Raw genomic sequence first — 18,559 nt, 5'->3', positions numbered from 1 at the left:
AAGCGGAAGTTTATACGTAAAAATAAGATAATATTTTGTAGGAGAAGTAAAAAATATGCTAACTGTTTCGAATGTCTCAGTTTCATTTACTGGGAAAAAATTGTACGACGATGTTAACTTGAAGTTTACACCGGGCAATACTTACGGCATCATTGGTGCTAACGGTGCTGGAAAGTCAACCTTTTTAAAAGTTTTAGAAGGCAAGTTACAACCAACAACTGGTCATGTATCAATGGATCCTAATGAACGGATGTCATCACTAGTACAAGATCACTTTGCCTTTGATCAATACACTGTTTTGGATACAGTGATGCAAGGTCACAAGGAATTGTATGACGTCAAAACGGAGATGGATGCCATCTATCTACACGATCCATTTACGGATGAAGATGGTATTCGTGTTGGTGAATTATCTGCTCGGTTTGAAGAGTTGGATGGTTGGACTGCTGAAACGGAAGCAACACAATTGTTGCAGAGTATTGGTATTCCAGAGAGTCAGCATCAAACAATGATGTCAGATTTACCTGAAGTTACTAAGGTTAAGGTATTGCTCGCACAAGCATTATTTGGTAATCCTGATATCTTGATTCTCGATGAGCCAACGAATGGGTTGGATACAAAGACCATTGCCTGGCTAGAAGATTTTTTGGCTGACTATCAGAACACCGTTTTAGTGGTTTCCCACGATCGTCACTTCCTGAATGCGGTGGCAACAATGATTTTGGATGTTGATTTTGGTAAAATCAAGCTCTTTGTTGGTAATTATGATTTTTGGAAGCAATCATCTGAATTAGCACAGCGGCTTCAATCGCAAGCTAATGCTAAAAAAGAGGAACAAATCAAAGAATTACAAGACTTTATTGCTCGTTTTTCTGCCAATGCTTCTAAGTCAAAACAAGCGACATCACGTAAGAAGCAATTAGATAAGATTACGTTGGACGATATTCAACCATCTTCACGTAAGTACCCATATATTAACTTTGAAACGTTACGTGAAATGGGAAACGATATGTTGCGAGTTGAAGGTGTTTCAAAGAGTATCGATGGTGAAAAAGTGTTGGATAATATTTCATTCACAGTTAACCCTAATGAAAAAGCATTAGTCATGGCTGAAAATGACGTTGCCGCAACGATGATTTTGGATATTATTGCTGGTAAGGTAAAGCCTGATTCTGGTAAGGTTACTTGGGGTGTCACGACGACTCAAGATTATTTAGCTAAGGATATGGGAACTAACTTCCCCAATCCTGAGCGTCCAATTCTAGATTATTTGCGTGACTTTGCTTCCAAAGAAGAAAGTGATAATACCTTCTTACGTGGTTTATTAGGTCGGATGTTGTTTAAGGGTGAAGACGCTGAAAAGACATTGGATGTTCTTTCAGGAGGTGAAAAAGTCCGCGTGATGTTGTCAAAGCTCATGTTGACAAAAGCAAACGTCTTAATTCTTGATGATCCAACGAACCATTTGGATTTGGAGTCAATTACATCATTAAATGATGGCTTGATTAACTTTAAAGGTGGTCTAATTTTTACGTCTCACGACCATACATTTGCTCAAACAATTGCAGATCATGTGATTGTTGTTTCTGATCAAGGTGTCATTGATCGCGCAGAAACGACTTATGATGAATTTATGGCACATCCCGAGGTGCAAAAGCAATTAGCTGCTAAGAATATTGTATTGTAAAAAAGAATATAACAAATTTAATGATTGATACAGTTCGTTAAATCATACTGCCTAATTGGTACACCTCATAATGGTGTTTACCAATTAGGTTTTTTTGTTGTTTATAGAAAAATATTTTCAGCATACAAATAACCGAACAAACCTGAATAAAAGCATTACTATGATAAATTGCTCCGAATATTTGTACGTAAATTTGTATGTTTTCAATAAAAGACTTTTAATTTGTCCGCACAACATGTATAATGATGTTGTTGATGAAAACGGTTACAAAATTTCACGAAGTTTTATTTGATTCTAAATCATTGCAGGTATTTGTTTTTGAACTTCGTTTGGGGGTCAGATAGTCGTTTTCAATAAAATTTTTTAAAGTTTAGGATTATGCAAAAAGCATGATTTTGGAGGGATTAGTTCATGTCTGAGAAGAAAATTTCTAGTAAATTTATTTACTTCTTTGGAGCCTTTGGAGGTATTCTGTTTGGGTACGATATTGGTGTTATGACCGGTGCATTACCATTCTTGCAAAGTGACTGGAATTTGTCAGGTGGTGGTGTTACAGGTTGGATTACATCATCGCTGATGTTAGGTGCTGTATTTGGAGGTGCTATTGCTGGTCAGTTATCTGATCGTTTGGGACGTCGTAAGATGGTGTTATATTCAGCATTGCTATTTATGATTGGTGCTCTTCTAGCAGGAATTTCACCACATAATGCTGTTGGTTATTTGATTTTCACGCGTGTGGTATTAGGAATTGCGGTTGGTGCAGCCTCAGCGTTGGTACCAGCTTATATGTCAGAGATGTCACCAGCTGAAAAGCGTGGTAGTTTATCAGGAATCAATCAATTGATGATTGTTTCAGGTATGTTGATTTCATACATTGTTGATTTCATTCTTAAAGGATTGCCAGAACATATTGCATGGCGTTTGATGCTATCTTTGGCAGCCGTGCCTGCCTTGATTTTGTTCTTGGGAGTGCTACGTTTGCCTGAGTCACCACGTTTCTTGATTAAATCAGGTAAGAATGATGAAGCACGTCAAGTATTGTCATGGATTCGTAAGCCAGAAGAAATTGATGCTGAAATGACTGATATTAGTGAAACTGCTAAGATTGAGCAACAAGCTGCTAAGACCACAACTTGGGGTTCATTGTTAGATGGCCGTTACCGTTATCTAGTTATTGCGGGTGTCGTTGTCGCCTTCTTCCAACAATTCATGGGTGCTAATGCTATCTTCTATTACATCCCATTGATTGTTGAAAAGGCTACTGGTCAAGCTGCTGCTGATGCCTTGCTATGGCCTGTTGTTAACGGTGTTATCTTGGTTGTTGGTGCTTTGTTCTATATGGCTATTGCTGAGAAGTTTAACCGTCGTCACTTATTGATTTTAGGTGGTACGGTGATGGGTCTTTCATTCATCTTGCCAGCAATAATTAATTCATTTATGGATACTAATCCAATGATGATTGTTGTATTCCTATGCATCTTCGTTGCTTTCTATGCCTTTACATGGGCCCCAATAACTTGGGTGTTAGTTGGTGAAGTTTTCCCACTAGCTATTCGTGGTCGCGCATCAGGTTTGGCATCATCAATGAACTGGGTCGGATCATTCGCAGTTGCTTTGGTCTTCCCAATCATGACTGCATCAATGTCACAAGAAGTGGTCTTTGCTATCTTTGGTGTCATTTGTTTAGCCGCTGTTGTGTTCGTATTATTCCGCGTACCAGAAACACGTGGTCGTTCTCTTGAAGAAATTGAAAAGATTGGTGCTGAAAAAGGTAACAATTAAATATTTGTGTTATTTTCTAAAGTAGCAGATGAGTGAAACAAAAGTTCGGACAAATTGTTCGGACTTTTTTAATTTACTGATAAATAATCATTATTAATAGACAAATGCGCAACGCTTATTCTATACTTTAACCTAATGCAAATTTATAGATTTAAGGAGCGGTAAGCATGCAAGATTTAACAAGTGGCAAGCCAGTGAAAGTCATTCTGATGTTTGCCATTCCATTAATGATTGGAAATATGGTACAACAACTTTACAATATTTCTGATACGTTAATTGTTGGGCAAACACTGGGTGTGAATTCTTTGGCTGCAGTTGGTGCAACAGGTAGTATTCAATTTTTGATTATGGGTTTCGTGCAAGGATTTAGTTCAGGGATGGCCATTATTACTGCGCAACGTTTTGGTGCACAAAATGTGCGTGGTGTCCGTGAATCATATGCAGCAAGCATTATTGCAGCATTGATTATGTCAGTTATTCTCACCATTATTAGTTTGGTGTTTTTAGATAATCTGATGCAAGTCATGCAAATGCCTGCTGCCATTTATGGAGAAGCGAAGCTATTTATCGGGATTATTTTAGCAGGAACTGTGATGACAATGGGCTATAATGTCATTTCAAATGCTATGCGAGCGGTTGGAGACAGTAAAGCCCCCTTATATTATTTAATTATTGGTATGATTGTTAATGTGACTTTAGAATTACTACTGATTTTAAAGTTTCATTGGGGCGTTGAAGGTGCCGCAACGGCAACAGTTTTTGCACAATTTGTGACAGTTGCTGTTTCGTATTGGCATATCACAAAATATACAGATACATTGAGATTAAGTTGGTCTGATTTTAAGTTAAAAAAAGGTGATTTACGTAAGCATTTCATGGCGGGGCTACCAATGGGATTCCAGCAATCAATTATTGCGATTGGTTCAGTGACATTAGCAACGGCTGTTAATACATTGGGAACTAATGCCGTTGCAGCAAATACAGCAGCTTCTAAAGTTGACCAAATTAGTACCCAATTGTTAATGGCTGTTGGTGTTGCTATGGCGACGTATACTGCACAAAATTATGGTGCCGGAAAATATGATCGTATTTTAACGGGTGTGAAAAATGCGTTAACGGTGTCAATCAGTGTTAGCTTTGTGTTAGGAGCCATTGAAGTTATCTTTGGTCGCGATTTGGTGAGCTTGTTTGTTGGTGCTGGTCAGTACAAGGTTATGAATCTAGCACAAGAATTTTTCTGGGCAAATGGACCATTTTATTTTATTTTAAGTATCTTGTTTGTTTTACGTTATACTTTACAAGGACTTGGAGATGTACGAACACCTACTTTAGCCGGTATGGGTGAAATGGTGATGCGGTCAATTGCAGCATTTTCGTTAGTTGTATGGTTTGGTTTCTTTGGCGCTAGTTTGGCTAACCCATTAGCATGGTTAGGTTCACTATTATTCTTAATACCAGCCTGGCTTCGAATGGTTCGGCGATTACGTCAGCTATCGACACCAGTGCGTGATGAATAGTATTAGTCAATTAAATAGTTTGTACATATAAAAAGGCAGTTGCCTTCCATTTTGGAAGGTGGCTGCCTTTTTTTATCACATGTTTTCTGAATCTTTTATTGGGTGAAGAGTTGTTGATGAGTTACGGATAATAATATCTGGTTCATAAACAACATCATGACCATCTTGACCATCAATAATGTTTAGCAAAATTTGAGCGGCATCGCGCCCCATTTTACGTTTTGGATGGCGATTGGTTGTTAAACTAGGTGTCATATATGTTGATAAGCTATAGTCATCAAAGCCGACAATCGCAATATCTTCAGGAATCCGAAAACCTAATGATTTCACCAAATCAATCGTTTGTATCGCGAGTGAATCGTTATATAGTGCTAAAGCAGTTGGGCGATGAGGTGATTCTAAATAGGTTTCGATTTTATTTAAGATCAAGTCATTATTTTCCTCATCATTTGATTGATACATAATAATGTTGCTATCTAATGCATAGTCAGGTTGGGCCTGAAATGCCTTATAGAACCCCTGCATACGATGAGCACCTTGAATATCATCAACTTTAAAGACTCCCAGAATGCGTTTATGGCCTTCTGTAATTAGGTGGCGGACTAACTTGGCCTCTGAATCAATATCGTTAACTTCTAAATAATTGAAATCTAAATCTTCATATTTTGAATTGATAAAGACGGTTGGGATGTTTAGTTGCTTGATTTGATCGTATAAATCTTTATTAGGGTTTGGTAGAGCTGACATGGTAGGTTCGATGATAAGTCCACTAACACCAGTCTCAATAATTCTCAATAAGCTACGACGTTCTCGATCGAATGTGTTGTGAGTGTTACTGATAAAAAGCGCATAACCGGCATCAGAAATGACTTGGTCAATACCACTAATGATTTCAGGGAAAATGTAGTCTGCCAAATGTGTTGTTACAACACCGATGACTTTATTTTCGGTCTTGGCAGCAGGAACTTTCTTCCAATCATTAACGTACATGCCATCCCCTTGGATGCGATAGAGGTAATGTTCTTGTTCTAGACCTGCAGTCGCCCGCCGTACAGTATAACGGCTAACGTTATATTGTTCAGTTAAGTTCGCTTCAGTTGGTAATTTATCACCAATTGCAAATTTTCCAGAAATAATATCGTTGCGGAGCCCTTTTTTAACGATGTCATATTTTGTATCCATAATTTGATAGCTCCATTTCAAGAATTTAATAACTAAGTTCATTATACAAAAAAAACATAATGGAACAAAGCGCTTTATTAATGCAACCAGAGTGAATAGTTAGCGGTATGAAAATGACTTTTAAAAGCCTAGTGCTATCATGTTTGCAAACATGTATGGAATTGTGCATACAAATTTAAAGATTTTTACTTGATTTGTCCGCACAAATGTTTTATTATAATAATTGTAAACGGTTACAAAAACGAAAACAGATTGATTCTCATTTGAGGGGAATAGATTAATGAATAAAGAACAGATTCAAGAACAAATTAAAACAGGGCAAACTGCCCTTGGTGTTGAGTTTGGATCTACCCGAATTAAAGCAGTATTAGTTGCAGCTGATTCATCAGTGATTGCAGTTGGTAGTCATAATTGGGAGAACAAGCTAGAAAATGGTATTTGGACATATTCTTTGGAAGATGTCTGGTCAGGTTTGCAAAGTGCTTACAAGAATTTGACGGAAGTTGTTGCTGACAAATACAACGTGAAAGTAACAAAGCTTGCTTCGTTTGGCATTGCGGCCATGATGCATGGCTATCTTGTATTTGATAAAGATGATCAGTCATTAGTACCATTCCGTACATGGCGTAATGCAATTACTGCTGAAGCTGCTGCAGAGTTGACAAAGCTGTTTAACTTCAATATTCCACAGCGTTGGAGTATTGCTCACTTATATCAAGCAATTTTGAATCAAGAAACGCATGTGAAGGAAATTAATTACTTAACAACGTTGGCTGGGTATGTTCACTGGCGTTTGACCGGTGAAAAAGTTATTGGTATTGGTGATGCGTCGGGTATTTTCCCAATTGATGCTGAGACAGATGATTACAATCAAGTAATGATGGATAAGTTTAATGCTTATAAGTCAGTGCAGCAATATTTATGGCAGTTACGTGATATTTTACCAACTATCAAGTTAGCTGGTGAAGAAGCGGGTCACTTGACTGATGCAGGAGCGAAGTTACTCGATCCATCAGGAACACTTCAAAGTGGTGCACCTGCAGCAGCGCCCGAGGGAGATGCTGGTACTGGTATGGTATCAACAAACTCAGTTAAGAAGCGAACAGCCAATGTATCTGCGGGTACGTCAGCCTTTGCGATGGTGGTTCTTGAAAAGGACTTATCACAAGTTAATGAAAATATTGATATGGTAACAACGCCTGATGGCTCACCAGTTGCCATGGTTCATATTAACAATAGTACGTCAGAAATTAATTCATGGGCACGTGTCTTTACTGAATTTGCTGCGGCAATTGGTGCAACGGTCACTGGTGGTGAAATCTTTAGTGCATTGTTCAATAGTGTTCTAAAGTCCGACCCAGATGCTGGTGGTCTACTGAGCTATGGTTATCATTCAGGTGAGAATATCACAGGTATGAACGAAGGTCGTCCACTATTTGTCCGGACACCAAATGCTAAGTTTACTTTAGCTAACTTGATGCGGATGCATCTATACAGTGCTTTTGGTGCCATGAAGATTGGGTTGGATGTTTTAGCAGAGGAAAAGGTTGCTATGGATTCGGTCGTTGCTCAAGGTGGTATTTTTACAACACCAGTTGTTGCGCAAAAGATTTTAGCAGGTGTCATGGATACGCCTGTTACTTTGATGAAGAATGCCGGTGAGGGTGGTCCTTGGGGCATGGCAGTTTTGTCACAATTTGTGGTGAACCGCAAAGAGGGTCAAACATTGGCTGATTATCTAGAAACTGAAGTATTCCAAGCGCAAGAAAGTACAACGATTGCGCCAGATGCAGAAGATGTTGCTGGCTTTAATGAGTTTATGACAAGGTATAAAGCAGGTCTGTCAATTGAACAAGAAGCAATTGATAAAATGCCAGTTGAAACAACTAAGGAGGATTAATTAAGAATGTTAGAAGATGTTAAGCAACGTGTTTATGATGCAAACATGTCTTTACCAAAGCATGATTTGATTAAATTTACTTGGGGTAACGTTTCAGAAATCGATCGTGAAAGTGGTTTATTTGTTATTAAGCCTTCTGGCGTACCATATGATGAATTAAAACCAGAAGATATGGTTGTCGTTGACCTTGATGGCAAGATTGTCGAGGGTGATCTTAATCCATCAAGTGATACGGAAACGCACCGTGTGCTATACAAGGCGTTTCCAGAAATTGGTGGTATCGTGCATACACACTCGCCATGGGCTGTTGCGTTTGCACAAGCTGGGATTGATTTGCCAGCTGCAGGGACGACTCATGCAGATACATTCTATGGGGATGTGCCAGTTGCTCGCCAAATGACCGATGAGGAAATTAATGGTGAGTATGAGCTTGAAACAGGTAATGTGATTGTTGAGACGTTCAAGAAGCGTGGAATTGATCCAATGGCAGTGCCAGCTGTATTGGCACAGGATCATGGCCCATTTACATGGGGAACATCTGCGGATAAGGCAGTCTATAATGCTGTTGTTTTGGAAGAGTCAGCAAAGATGGCTTACCATACCATTATGTTGAATCCGCATAGTATCCATGTTTCACAGGCGTTGTTGGATAAGCATTATTTGCGTAAGCATGGTGCAAATGCTTACTATGGTCAGAAGTCTAAAGACTAATTGTTATTATATATTTCAGGGGGAAATAGAACATGTTTAACACAGAGAATTACAAGTTTTGGTTTATTACAGGATCACAATTCCTATATGGTCCAGAAGTATTAGATAAAGTTGAAGCAGATGCGAAAGATATCGTTGATAAGTTGAATGAATCAGGAAACTTACCATATCCAGTTGAGTTTAAATTAGTTGCAACGACTTCAGAAAATATTGCTGGTGTTATGAAGGAAGCTAATTATGATGATTCTGTTGCCGGAGTCATTACTTGGATGCACACATTCTCTCCAGCAAAGAACTGGATTCGTGGCACACAATTACTACAAAAGCCATTACTACACTTTGCGACACAATATCTAGAAGAGTTGCCATATGATAGCATTGATTTTGATTACATGAATGCCAACCAATCAGCTCATGGTGATCGTGAATATGCATTTATTAACGCGCGTTTGCAGTTAAACAACAAGATTGTTTATGGCCACTGGGCAGATACAGATGTCCAAGCACAAATTGGTAAGTGGATGGACGTTGCTGTTGCATATAACGAATCATTCAAGATCAAGGTTGCTTCATTTGCTGATAAGATGCGCAATGTGGCTGTTACCGATGGTGACAAAATTGAAGCACAAATCAAGTTTGGTTGGCGTGTCGATTACTGGGCAATGGGTGATTTGGTTGAAGCCGTTAACAATGTTAGCGAAGATGATATCAATGCCAAGTATGAGGAACTACAAAAAGTTTATGACTTTGTGATTGGTGATAACACACCTGAAAAGTTTGAGCACAGTGTTAAGTATCAAATTCGCGAGTATTTTGGTTTGAAGCACTTCATGGACGAGCATGGCTACACAGCCTTTACAGATAACTTCGAAGACTTGTATGGTCTAGAACAATTACCAGGTTTGGCATCACAATTATTAATGGCCGAAGGTTATGGATTTGCTGGTGAAGGTGACTGGAAGACAGCTGCTTTGGATCGTTTGATGAAGATTATGTCACACAACAAGCACACAGTTTTCATGGAAGATTACACACTTGATTTGCGTAAGGGTCACGAAGCAATTCTTGGATCACACATGCTTGAAGTTGATCCAACGATTGCTTCAGACAAGCCACGTGTTGAAGTTCACCCATTAGACATTGGTGACAAAGCTGATCCCGCTCGTTTGGTCTTCACTGGTATGGAAGGGGATGCTGTTGATGCAACCCTTGCCGACTACGGTGATGAATTCAAGTTGATGTCATATGATGTTCGTGGTAACAAGCCTGAAGCAGAGATGCCATTGTTGCCAGTTGCTAAGCAATTATGGACGCCAAAGCAAGGCTTGCGTGAGGGTTCTGTTAGTTGGTTGACACTTGGTGGTGGTCACCATACAGTGCTATCATTCGACATTGATTCAGAACAATTGTCAGATTTGGCAAAGATGTTTGATTTGACTTACGTTGATATCAAAGACTAAAATAATTCACTAATAAAATTTCTTAATTTAACAATAAATAAAAAATAAAACCTAAAATCTCATATAAAAGTTAACAATAAAATCTCTCACAAAATTGTCAGTAACAATATGTCACATAAAGCATATTATTACTGACTTTTTTATGTTATCTGTTATGATTTATTGTTAAAATATTAAGTGAGCACAGTTATTCCATGTAAGAAGGGGCATAAATCATAAAATGGATATTCACACACAGCTTCAATTGGCAGATGGTTATCAAATGCCACAACAAGGGTTGGGACTTTATAAAGTTACTGATCAAGCTAACCTGACAGAAGTCGTTAAAACCGCTTGGCAAACAGGTTATCGTTTGTTTGATACAGCACAAATGTACAAAAATGAAGCAGAAGTTGGCCAAGCATTACAGGAACTTCATGTACCACGTGAAGATTACTTTGTGACGACGAAGGTTGCAGAAGTTAATCAGGGCTATGATCAGACGTTGGCTTCTGTTGAACAGTCGTTAAAAGATTTACAAATGGACTATGTCGATTTATTGATGGTACATTGGCCATTACATGAACAATTTTTTGAAACTTGGCGTGCATTTGAACGCTTACAAGCAGAGGGAATCGTCAAATCATTAGGCACGTCAAATTTTGGCATGATTCATTTACAATATCTAGCAACACAAGCAAATGAAATGCCAGTTGTTAATCAAATTGAAAATCATCCACATCTTGTTCAACCGGAATTACGTCATTTTTTGCGTGAAAATGATATTGTGACACAAGCATGGGCACCATTAGGTCGTGGTTCAGTACTCAATGAACCAGTGATTGCGAAAATTGCCGAGAAATATGGGAAGTCACCTGCACAAGTTGTTTTACGTTGGCATTTAGCACATGGCACAAGTATTATTCCAAAGTCAGTTCATCCACAACGTGTGATTGAGAATGGTGATATCTATGACTTTTCACTTACTGTGGAAGAAATTAAGGCCATTGATGCGCTAGATAAGTTTACGCGTATCAGTCAAGAACCTGAACAAGTATATGAACGTGGGCGTCAATATCCACATCAATAACGTTTGAGGGCGTCGATCTACCAATTAAATTGGTTATTGGTCAAATTGTACTGATAGCAGAATTATTTAATTAAATAGCTTAAACATTAAGCAGCTGAATTTTTCATAAATTTAGTTGCTTTTTGTCTGTAGCTTTGCGAATAAAAACTATCTTTGAAGGCAATTAATATGCGCAAACGAAACATTTTAAAGTTTCGAAAACCATAGGCAGTCCGTTTAATGGCTTTAATTTTGTTATTAGCCCCTTCAACGGGACCGTTTGAGAACGGGTAAATAAAACTGTTTTTAATTTCTGGTAGGTGCTTACGCAAGGTCCGTTGGGCCTTTTTCATAGTTTCTGGCAAATGTTGGAAACGAGTTTCTTGCGTATTTGTTGTAACAGCTATTTGCAGTTGTTCAAAATCTTTATATCGTACGGCGTAAAGGATGTCTTGATAAAAATTATAAGCTGAACGTAGCTCTGGTGATAAGGTTAATAATCGATCGATGACCTCTTGATCGGTTAAATAAGCATAACGATAGTTTCGACGCTTTCGAAAATCAGTATAATTCAAAGTGGTTTCATCTTTCAAAAGCAGTTTCCAATATCGCTTTAACTGGCGATAAGCTCGTGAATCTGTACCATAGGATTTCATCGTTTGGATACGTGTTTGGTTTAATGCACGGTAAACTTGTGTGACAACATGAAATCTGTCGGCGATGATTTGAGCGTGTGGAAACAAGTCATGAATTATATTGCGATAAGGACTAAATAAATCAACGGTAATGGTTTTAACAGCAGCACGCGCTGCTGCTGAATATTGCTCAAAGTAATGGCGAAGACTATGATCGCCACGTTCACGCATGATATCTAATACGCGGTAGGTTGTACTGTCCATTAAAATCATGCTCATACCACTATTTTCCGCAAAGTTACCAGACTTAAAATCATCAAAAGCAATATGCTGAGGTAGATAATGAAAACTTGTTTTGTTGTAAGTAAAGAGTCCTTGCGCTTGACGCATCACAGTGTGTGATGAAATGTTATAGGCTTGGGCGATATGTTTTTGGCTAACATTTTCACTTAACTCCATGGCAGCTGCTTGTTTAACATTCGTCATGATATGATCACCTGATTTAATATCAGAAAATTCAGCTAGTGCTGTTCGATGACATTGTGGGCAGATGTATTTTTGTTTGCGAATCGCTAGCTGATTAAATATATTGGCAGCACGAGAGGCGATATGTTGGACGAATTTCATGCCATTCTTATTCATTAAACAAGCACAATGTGGACAATAATTATCATAAGATAATTTCAAATGCCAAATTTGTTGTCGAACGCCATTTTTTAAGACCGTGGTCATCACCTCCGAGGCTTGATCATCTAATTCAATACGTGTGTCTTTAATTCCGAGTAAAATCTTGATATACTTATCCATGTTAGAGGTCCTTTCAAAGGGATTTTGTGAGACAGACTAGTGGCTGCTGGTCTGTTTTTTTGTGTTTATAAATGAATTATACAAAAACAACAAAAAAAGCACTAATGACTAATCTGTCAGATTAGCTATCAGTACCAAATATTGTAGAACCATTAAATTGATAGATCAACGTCCTTTTCATTTGGTCATAACGATTACTGCCGCAACCCCTTTGAAAAAATGTGACATTATTAATGATTGGTAACGTTAGTATAAGTGTCAGCAATAAGCTGATAATTCAAATGGCCATTTGATCAAATATTAGGAATGAGGAAAGTTATCATGGTAGAAAAGCAGGTAAAGGTGCCAAATATGTTAAAAGTCAAAATTATTGGGAAGGCATCTGAAAATGTTGTAACGAGTCGTCAATTTTATGTGAAGTCTGGCACAACGGTTCATGAATTATCACAGTTAGCACAAGTGATGTTGCGATTAGGTATTGAAACAACCATTGAAAAAATAACAACCGTTGAAACGAAGGCACATTTATTTAGTCCCAATACAGGCGGTAATTAAGGAGATGATTAATATGAACCAAGTATTAGAATTAACATTTATGACACTTGATGGTAAGGATACTGATACATCAAAAAAGCTATCAGTCATCAAAATTAAGCATCCAGCGACGATGTTAGATCGTGAAACGGTTTACGAAGCGATGAAGACGTTAGCGTCATTTGATTTCTTGTTAAATGCTAAAGGGGAATCAATGAAATTAGGCACACCATACATGGCAACAATGGCTGTGACTAATAAGCAAATTATTTTTGATAGTCAGCAAAAAGCAGTAGCTTAAAACGGATATTTTATTCTAAAAACAGTGAATATGTGCATAATTAAATGCATATATTCACTGTTTTTTGTATAAATAAAAGTTTTTAAAGAAAATATTAGTTTTTCATTGCATAAATTCTCATTACTTGTTAATATTTATTCATCAACAACGAATGGGAGTAGCGTGATGGCAATTTTAGAGATAAAAAATTTACATAAAGAGTACGGTAAGCATACGGTCTTGCAGTCAATTAATGCCAAAGTTGAAGAGGGCGATGTGATTGCAATTCTTGGACCATCGGGTACAGGAAAATCGACATTATTACGAGAATTAAATATGCTAGAACATCCAACATCAGGGGCGGTTATTTTTGAAAATCAGGATATTACAAAGGCAAATGAGGCAGGGTTAGATAAGATACGTCAAGATTTAGGCATGGTTTTTCAGAGTTTTAATCTATTCCCAAATATGACGGTATTAGATAATGTGAAAATTGCATTATTAAAGGTCAAGGGATTATCTGATAGTGAAGCAACCACAACGGCAAAGCAATTTTTAGACAAAGTTGGGGTGGCAGAAAAAAGTGACGTTTATCCAGCATCGCTTTCTGGTGGTCAACAACAACGTGTGGCCATTGCCCGCGCATTAGCAATGCATCCTAAAATTATGTTATTTGATGAACCAACCTCTGCGTTAGATCCTGAGATGGTTGGGGAAGTATTAAAGACGATGCGTGAGTTAGCGCAAGAGGGTATGACAATGTTGGTCGTGACACACGAAATGGGTTTTGCGCGTGAAGTTGCTTCAAAAATTTGGTTTATGAGTGATGGTGAGATGACAGCATATGATGACCCGATTGGTTTTTTTGAATCACCAAATTCAGAACGTGCACAAAATTTCTTAGCCAAAATGTTGTAAGAAGGGAATTTTATTTATGAAGAAGTGGATAAAAAAAATCGTCACCTTATTAATGGCGATTGGGATATTTATGAGTAGTGGTATCGGTATTTTGGGCACAACGACAGTTAATGCTGCTGAAACTGATCCAACGTTAGAGCGAATTAAAAAATCAGGTAAATTAGTCGTTGGAACGGCTGCTGAATATGCGCCGTATGAATTTCATGCGACAGTTAATGGTCAAGATAAAATCTTAGGATTTGATATGGATGTTGCACGAACGATTGCCAAACATTTAGGTGTAAAGTTAGTTGTGCAAGATATGAGTTTTGATTCATTATTAGGCTCTGTGAAGACGGGAAAAATTGATATGGCGATTGCGGGGATGACAAGTACCCCTGAACGTGAGAAAGAAGTTAATTTTTCAACACCATATTATAATGATAAGAATGTCATTTTAACTTTAAAGCAAAACAAAAATAAATGGGCAACACTCGATCAAATTCGGCATGCAAAACTAGGAGCACAAGTGGCATCTAGTCAAGCAAGTTTAGCTGGTGACTTAACAGATAAAAAGCTTGTTCAAGTTAAAAAGGTGACGGATCTCGTGATGCAACTAAGTCAAAAGAAAGTTGATGCCGTGGTTGTAGCACAAACAACCGCTAGAAGTTATTTGAGTCAAAGCAAGCAGTTTGCTATTACTAAGGCAGATTTGCCTGTGAAGACAGGTAATGCAGTCTCAGTGGTTATGAATAAGAATGCGCCTGTCTTAAAAACGAAGGTTGATAAGATATTAGTTGACCATGTCATTGGGGCACCATTACATAAATGGCAAGAAAAAGCCTTTAAGCAAGCCAATCAAAAAGATTCATTTATTAAGAAGTACATGCCCTATTTTATTAAAGGAACGGAATATTCGGTTGGGTTAGCAGTTATTGGTGTCTTCTTTGGTATTATCTTAGGTGTTTTGTTTGCTTTGATGAAAATGTCAACAATCAAACCATTGAAATGGTTGGCAATTGCTTATATTGAAGCGGTCCGTGGCGTGCCATTACTAATTCAAGTTTTTATTGTTTACTTTGGTACTCAGGTGATTGGTATTCATGTTTCAAGTTTCTTAGCCGGAGCGATTGCGATGTTTTTGAATTCAGCAGCCTATGTCGCGGAAATTATTCGTTCAGGTATTCAAGCGGTACCCGATGGACAAGCTGAAGCGGCACGTTCACTAGGTTTTACAAAGAACCAGACGATGCGGTTTATGATTTTACCACAAGCGATTAAGAATATTTTACCAGCCTTAGGAAACGAATTTGTGACAGTGATTAAGGAAGGTTCGGTTGTCTCTGTCATTGGGGTCGGTGAGTTGACCTTCCAAACATCAGTGGTTCAGGGAGCATCATTCAAACCATTCTTACCATTGTTAATTACAGCAGTTATTTATTTTGTGTTAACCTTTGGTATTAGTCGTCTGTTGAACTTATTCGAAAAGAAATTACATAAGTCTGATAAATCATTTGGTTAATGATAGCTAAAGCGGAAAATATTTTAAATGAGAAGCTGGATATAACGCATATTTGTGTATATATTCAGTTTTTTTGAATAAATCGGGGTATTTTAAGGGTTTTTTGAGGAAATTATTGCATATAATTTCAATTGCTGTTAAGATTTATTAATCAGCAGTGAATGGGAGTAGAAATATGGCAATTTTAGAAATTAAAAATTTACACAAAGAGTATGGTAAGAATACGGTTTTGCAGTCAATTAATGCTGAAGTTGAAGAGGGCGATGTGATTGCAATTTTAGGACCATCAGGAACGGGTAAGTCAACATTATTACGAGAATTAAATATGCTAGAACACCCAACATCAGGGGCGGTTATTTTTGAAGACCAAGATATTACGAAAGCCACTGAATCGGATCTTGATAAAATTCGTCAAGATTTGGGGATGGTTTTCCAAAGTTTTAATTTGTTTCCGAATATGACGGTATTAGATAATGTGAAAATTGCTTTGTTGAAAGTGAAAGGCATTGCAGATAGTGAAGCAACGCAGATTGCGCAACAATTTTTGACAAAAGTTGGGGTGGCTGACAAAGCGGCTGTTTATCCAGCATCATTATCTGGCGGTCAACAACAACGTGTGGCTATTGCGCGTGCATTAGCAATGAATCCCAAAATTATGTTATTTGATGAACCAACCTCTGCGTTAGATCCTGAGATGGTCGGTGAAGTATTAAAGACGATGCGTGAGTTAGCGCAAGAAGGCATGACAATGTTGGTCGTGACACATGAAATGGGCTTTGCGCGTGAAGTTGCTTCAAAAATTTGGTTTATGAGTGATGGTGAAATGACTGCATACGATAGTCCGGCAGGCTTTTTTGAAAATCCTAATTCAGAACGTGCGCAGAATTTCTTAGCAAAGATGTTGTAAGAGAGGAATTTGAATGATGATTAAATGGGTGAAAAAGCTGATCATGGCAGTGATGGCCTTTGGCTTAGTCATGGCTAGCGGGTTAGGTATCTTTGATATGCATACTGTTAGTGCTGCACAAACAGATCCAACCTTAGAGCGAATAAAAAAATCAGGTAAATTAGTTGTTGGAACTTCAGCAGACTATGCGCCTTATGAGTTCCATACAACTGAAAACGGGCAAGATAAAATTGTTGGTTTTGATATTGACGTTGCGCGTGAAATTGGTAAGCAATTAGGCGTTAAGACGGAAATTCAAGAGATGAGTTTTGATGCTTTGTTGGGTGCTGTGAAAACGGGCAAGGTGGATATTGTTGTTGCGGGGATGACAAGTACTCCTGAACGTGAGCAAGAAGTCAATTTTTCAAAGCCGTACTTTGTTGATAAAAATGTTGTTTTAACATTAAAGCAAAACAAAGACAAATGGGCAACGTTGAAGCAAATCCGCCAAGCAAAATTAGCAGCACAAGTCTCATCAAAACAAGATGATTTAGCACATGAAATCAGTGATAAAAAAGTTGTTTCGTTGAAGAAAATTACTGATGAAGTAACACAGTTAACGCAAAAAAAGGTTGACGGTGTGGTTGTGGCAAGTACCACTGCCAAAAGTTATCTAGATCAAAGTAATCAATTTGCCGTGTCACCAGCAAAATTGCCAGGTATTTCTAATGGTTCATCAGTTGTTATGAACAAAAATGCCACAGTATTACAAGCAAAAGTTAATAAGATATTAACTGACCATGTGATTGGGGCACCGTTGCAGAAAATGCAAGATAACGCCATTAAGATAATGAATAAAAAAGAATCATTTGTTTCTAAGTATGCACCATACTTTGTTAAGGGAACATTCTACACGATTGGGTTGGCTGTCATTGGGGTCTTCTTTGGTATTATTTTAGGTATCTTGTTTGCACTCATGAAATTATCAACGATCAAGCCATTAAAGTGGTTAGCGTCAGCATATATTGAAGTTGTTCGTGGTGTGCCTTTGTTGATTCAAGTCTTTATTGTTTACTTTGGGACACAAGCCATTGGATTACATGTTTCAAGCTTTTTAGCTGGTGCGATTGCGATGTTTTTGAATTCAGCAGCTTATGTCGCCGAAATTATTCGTTCAGGTATTCAAGCGGTACCCGATGGACAGACTGAAGCAGCACGTTCATTAGGTTTCACGAAGAATCAAACAATGCGATTTATGATTTTACCACAAGCCATTAAAAATATTTTGCCAGCCTTAGGTAACGAATTTGTAACGGTTATTAAGGAAGGTTCAGTTGTTTCTGTTATTGGTGTTGGTGAGTTGACCTTCCAGACATCAGTGGTTCAAGGAGCATCATTTAAACCATTTATACCCCTAATTATCACGGCTGTGATTTATTTCATATTGACATTTGGTATTAGCCGTTTGTTGATTTTATTTGAAAAGAGATTACGCAAATCAGATAAGACACTTGGATAAAAAATGCATGAAGTAAGCAAAATAAGCACCATAAAATAGTGTCAGACGACAATATTTTAGAATAGTTAGGCAGCAATCTTTTTGTAGGGGGCTGAGACATAAGTCGTTATGATCCGTTAAAAAAGGCGCTAATCTATCAATTTTGATTGGTAGATAGCGCCTTTAAACGTGTTTTGTCACACACTCTTCTTT

15 protein-coding genes are annotated in these 18,559 nt (G+C 37.9%); 13 read left to right on the top strand and 2 right to left on the bottom strand.

Annotated elements, in window-relative coordinates; all coding sequences use genetic code 11:
- Positions 1-55: 55 nt before the first annotated feature.
- The 3 genes from AC3B5D_RS07815 (at position 56) to AC3B5D_RS07805 (ending at position 4,986) form a co-directional block, all read left to right on the top strand.
- A complete protein-coding gene (locus AC3B5D_RS07815) occupies positions 56-1,687 on the top strand; it encodes an ABC-F family ATP-binding cassette domain-containing protein (RefSeq protein WP_489841194.1) in 1,632 nt (543 codons plus the stop codon).
- A gap of 411 nt (positions 1,688-2,098) precedes the next feature.
- Entirely contained in the window at positions 2,099-3,469 is a 1,371-nt protein-coding gene (locus tag AC3B5D_RS07810; protein ID WP_489841195.1) for a sugar porter family MFS transporter, read from the top strand.
- A gap of 167 nt (positions 3,470-3,636) precedes the next feature.
- Complete coding sequence (locus AC3B5D_RS07805; RefSeq protein WP_489841196.1) at positions 3,637-4,986, top strand: MATE family efflux transporter; 1,350 nt, start codon at positions 3,637-3,639, stop codon at positions 4,984-4,986.
- 75 nt (positions 4,987-5,061) lie between these two features.
- On the opposite strand, the gene AC3B5D_RS07800 is transcribed toward AC3B5D_RS07805, so the two are convergent.
- The gene (locus AC3B5D_RS07800) at positions 5,062-6,168 is read right to left on the bottom strand and encodes a GntR family transcriptional regulator (protein WP_489841197.1); all 1,107 of its coding nucleotides are present in this window, start codon (positions 6,166-6,168) and stop codon (positions 5,062-5,064) included.
- 280 nt (positions 6,169-6,448) lie between these two features.
- On the opposite strand from AC3B5D_RS07800, the gene AC3B5D_RS07795 reads away from it, so the two are divergent.
- The 4 genes from AC3B5D_RS07795 to AC3B5D_RS07780 all read left to right on the top strand — a co-directional run bounded on the left by AC3B5D_RS07795 (position 6,449) and on the right by AC3B5D_RS07780 (position 11,308).
- Complete coding sequence (locus tag AC3B5D_RS07795; protein WP_489841198.1) at positions 6,449-8,068, top strand: xylulokinase; 1,620 nt, start codon at positions 6,449-6,451, stop codon at positions 8,066-8,068.
- Positions 8,069-8,074: 6 nt separating this feature from the next.
- On the top strand, positions 8,075-8,779 hold the full coding sequence (locus tag AC3B5D_RS07790) for an L-ribulose-5-phosphate 4-epimerase (protein ID WP_489841199.1): 705 nt from the start codon (positions 8,075-8,077) through the stop codon (positions 8,777-8,779).
- Positions 8,780-8,811: 32 nt separating this feature from the next.
- Positions 8,812-10,239 (top strand): L-arabinose isomerase, encoded by a 1,428-nt coding sequence (araA, locus tag AC3B5D_RS07785; protein ID WP_489841200.1) that lies wholly within the window; start codon positions 8,812-8,814, stop codon positions 10,237-10,239.
- Between the two features lie 220 nt (positions 10,240-10,459).
- Positions 10,460-11,308 (top strand): aldo/keto reductase, encoded by an 849-nt coding sequence (locus tag AC3B5D_RS07780; RefSeq protein ID WP_489841201.1) that lies wholly within the window; start codon positions 10,460-10,462, stop codon positions 11,306-11,308.
- Between the two features lie 86 nt (positions 11,309-11,394).
- On the opposite strand, the gene AC3B5D_RS07775 is transcribed toward AC3B5D_RS07780, so the two are convergent.
- The gene (locus AC3B5D_RS07775; RefSeq protein ID WP_489839388.1) at positions 11,395-12,729 is read right to left on the bottom strand and encodes an ISL3 family transposase; all 1,335 of its coding nucleotides are present in this window, start codon (positions 12,727-12,729) and stop codon (positions 11,395-11,397) included.
- Positions 12,730-13,050: 321 nt separating this feature from the next.
- Here AC3B5D_RS07775 and AC3B5D_RS07770 point away from each other — a divergent pair, with 321 nt between their 5' ends.
- The 6 genes from AC3B5D_RS07770 (at position 13,051) to AC3B5D_RS07745 (ending at position 18,367) form a co-directional block, all read left to right on the top strand.
- A complete protein-coding gene (locus AC3B5D_RS07770; protein ID WP_489840614.1) occupies positions 13,051-13,284 on the top strand; it encodes a hypothetical protein in 234 nt (77 codons plus the stop codon).
- Between the two features lie 13 nt (positions 13,285-13,297).
- Complete coding sequence (locus AC3B5D_RS07765; RefSeq protein ID WP_489840615.1) at positions 13,298-13,564, top strand: hypothetical protein; 267 nt, start codon at positions 13,298-13,300, stop codon at positions 13,562-13,564.
- 165 nt (positions 13,565-13,729) lie between these two features.
- On the top strand, positions 13,730-14,461 hold the full coding sequence (locus tag AC3B5D_RS07760) for an amino acid ABC transporter ATP-binding protein (protein ID WP_489840616.1): 732 nt from the start codon (positions 13,730-13,732) through the stop codon (positions 14,459-14,461).
- A 16-nt stretch (positions 14,462-14,477) separates the two neighbouring features.
- Positions 14,478-15,962, top strand: a complete 1,485-nt coding sequence (locus AC3B5D_RS07755) for an ABC transporter substrate-binding protein/permease (RefSeq protein ID WP_489840617.1) — start codon at positions 14,478-14,480, stop codon at positions 15,960-15,962.
- Positions 15,963-16,137: 175 nt separating this feature from the next.
- Positions 16,138-16,869 carry an amino acid ABC transporter ATP-binding protein gene (locus tag AC3B5D_RS07750; protein WP_489840618.1) on the top strand — a complete coding sequence of 244 codons (732 nt, stop codon included), beginning with the start codon at positions 16,138-16,140 and terminating at the stop codon, positions 16,867-16,869.
- 16 nt (positions 16,870-16,885) lie between these two features.
- Positions 16,886-18,367, top strand: coding sequence for an ABC transporter substrate-binding protein/permease (locus AC3B5D_RS07745; protein WP_489841181.1), 1,482 nt, complete (start codon positions 16,886-16,888; stop codon positions 18,365-18,367).
- Positions 18,368-18,559 lie beyond the last annotated feature (192 nt).

It is taken from the genome of Weissella sp. ESL1177, assembly GCF_058107185.1.
This window is presented reverse-complemented; position numbering and strand designations above follow the sequence as displayed.

Coding starts and splice junctions, on each gene's coding strand:
- AC3B5D_RS07775 (WP_489839388.1), bottom strand. CDS start 12,729: ATGGATAAGTATATCAAGATTTTACTCGGAATTAAAGACACACGTATT.
- AC3B5D_RS07780 (WP_489841201.1), top strand. CDS start 10,460: ATGGATATTCACACACAGCTTCAATTGGCAGATGGTTATCAAATGCCA.
- AC3B5D_RS07755 (WP_489840617.1), top strand. CDS start 14,478: ATGAAGAAGTGGATAAAAAAAATCGTCACCTTATTAATGGCGATTGGG.
- AC3B5D_RS07770 (WP_489840614.1), top strand. CDS start 13,051: ATGGTAGAAAAGCAGGTAAAGGTGCCAAATATGTTAAAAGTCAAAATT.
- AC3B5D_RS07810 (WP_489841195.1), top strand. CDS start 2,099: ATGTCTGAGAAGAAAATTTCTAGTAAATTTATTTACTTCTTTGGAGCC.
- araA (WP_489841200.1), top strand. CDS start 8,812: ATGTTTAACACAGAGAATTACAAGTTTTGGTTTATTACAGGATCACAA.
- AC3B5D_RS07805 (WP_489841196.1), top strand. CDS start 3,637: ATGCAAGATTTAACAAGTGGCAAGCCAGTGAAAGTCATTCTGATGTTT.
- AC3B5D_RS07800 (WP_489841197.1), bottom strand. CDS start 6,168: ATGGATACAAAATATGACATCGTTAAAAAAGGGCTCCGCAACGATATT.
- AC3B5D_RS07795 (WP_489841198.1), top strand. CDS start 6,449: ATGAATAAAGAACAGATTCAAGAACAAATTAAAACAGGGCAAACTGCC.
- AC3B5D_RS07815 (WP_489841194.1), top strand. CDS start 56: ATGCTAACTGTTTCGAATGTCTCAGTTTCATTTACTGGGAAAAAATTG.
- AC3B5D_RS07790 (WP_489841199.1), top strand. CDS start 8,075: ATGTTAGAAGATGTTAAGCAACGTGTTTATGATGCAAACATGTCTTTA.
- AC3B5D_RS07760 (WP_489840616.1), top strand. CDS start 13,730: ATGGCAATTTTAGAGATAAAAAATTTACATAAAGAGTACGGTAAGCAT.
- AC3B5D_RS07745 (WP_489841181.1), top strand. CDS start 16,886: ATGATTAAATGGGTGAAAAAGCTGATCATGGCAGTGATGGCCTTTGGC.
- AC3B5D_RS07750 (WP_489840618.1), top strand. CDS start 16,138: ATGGCAATTTTAGAAATTAAAAATTTACACAAAGAGTATGGTAAGAAT.
- AC3B5D_RS07765 (WP_489840615.1), top strand. CDS start 13,298: ATGAACCAAGTATTAGAATTAACATTTATGACACTTGATGGTAAGGAT.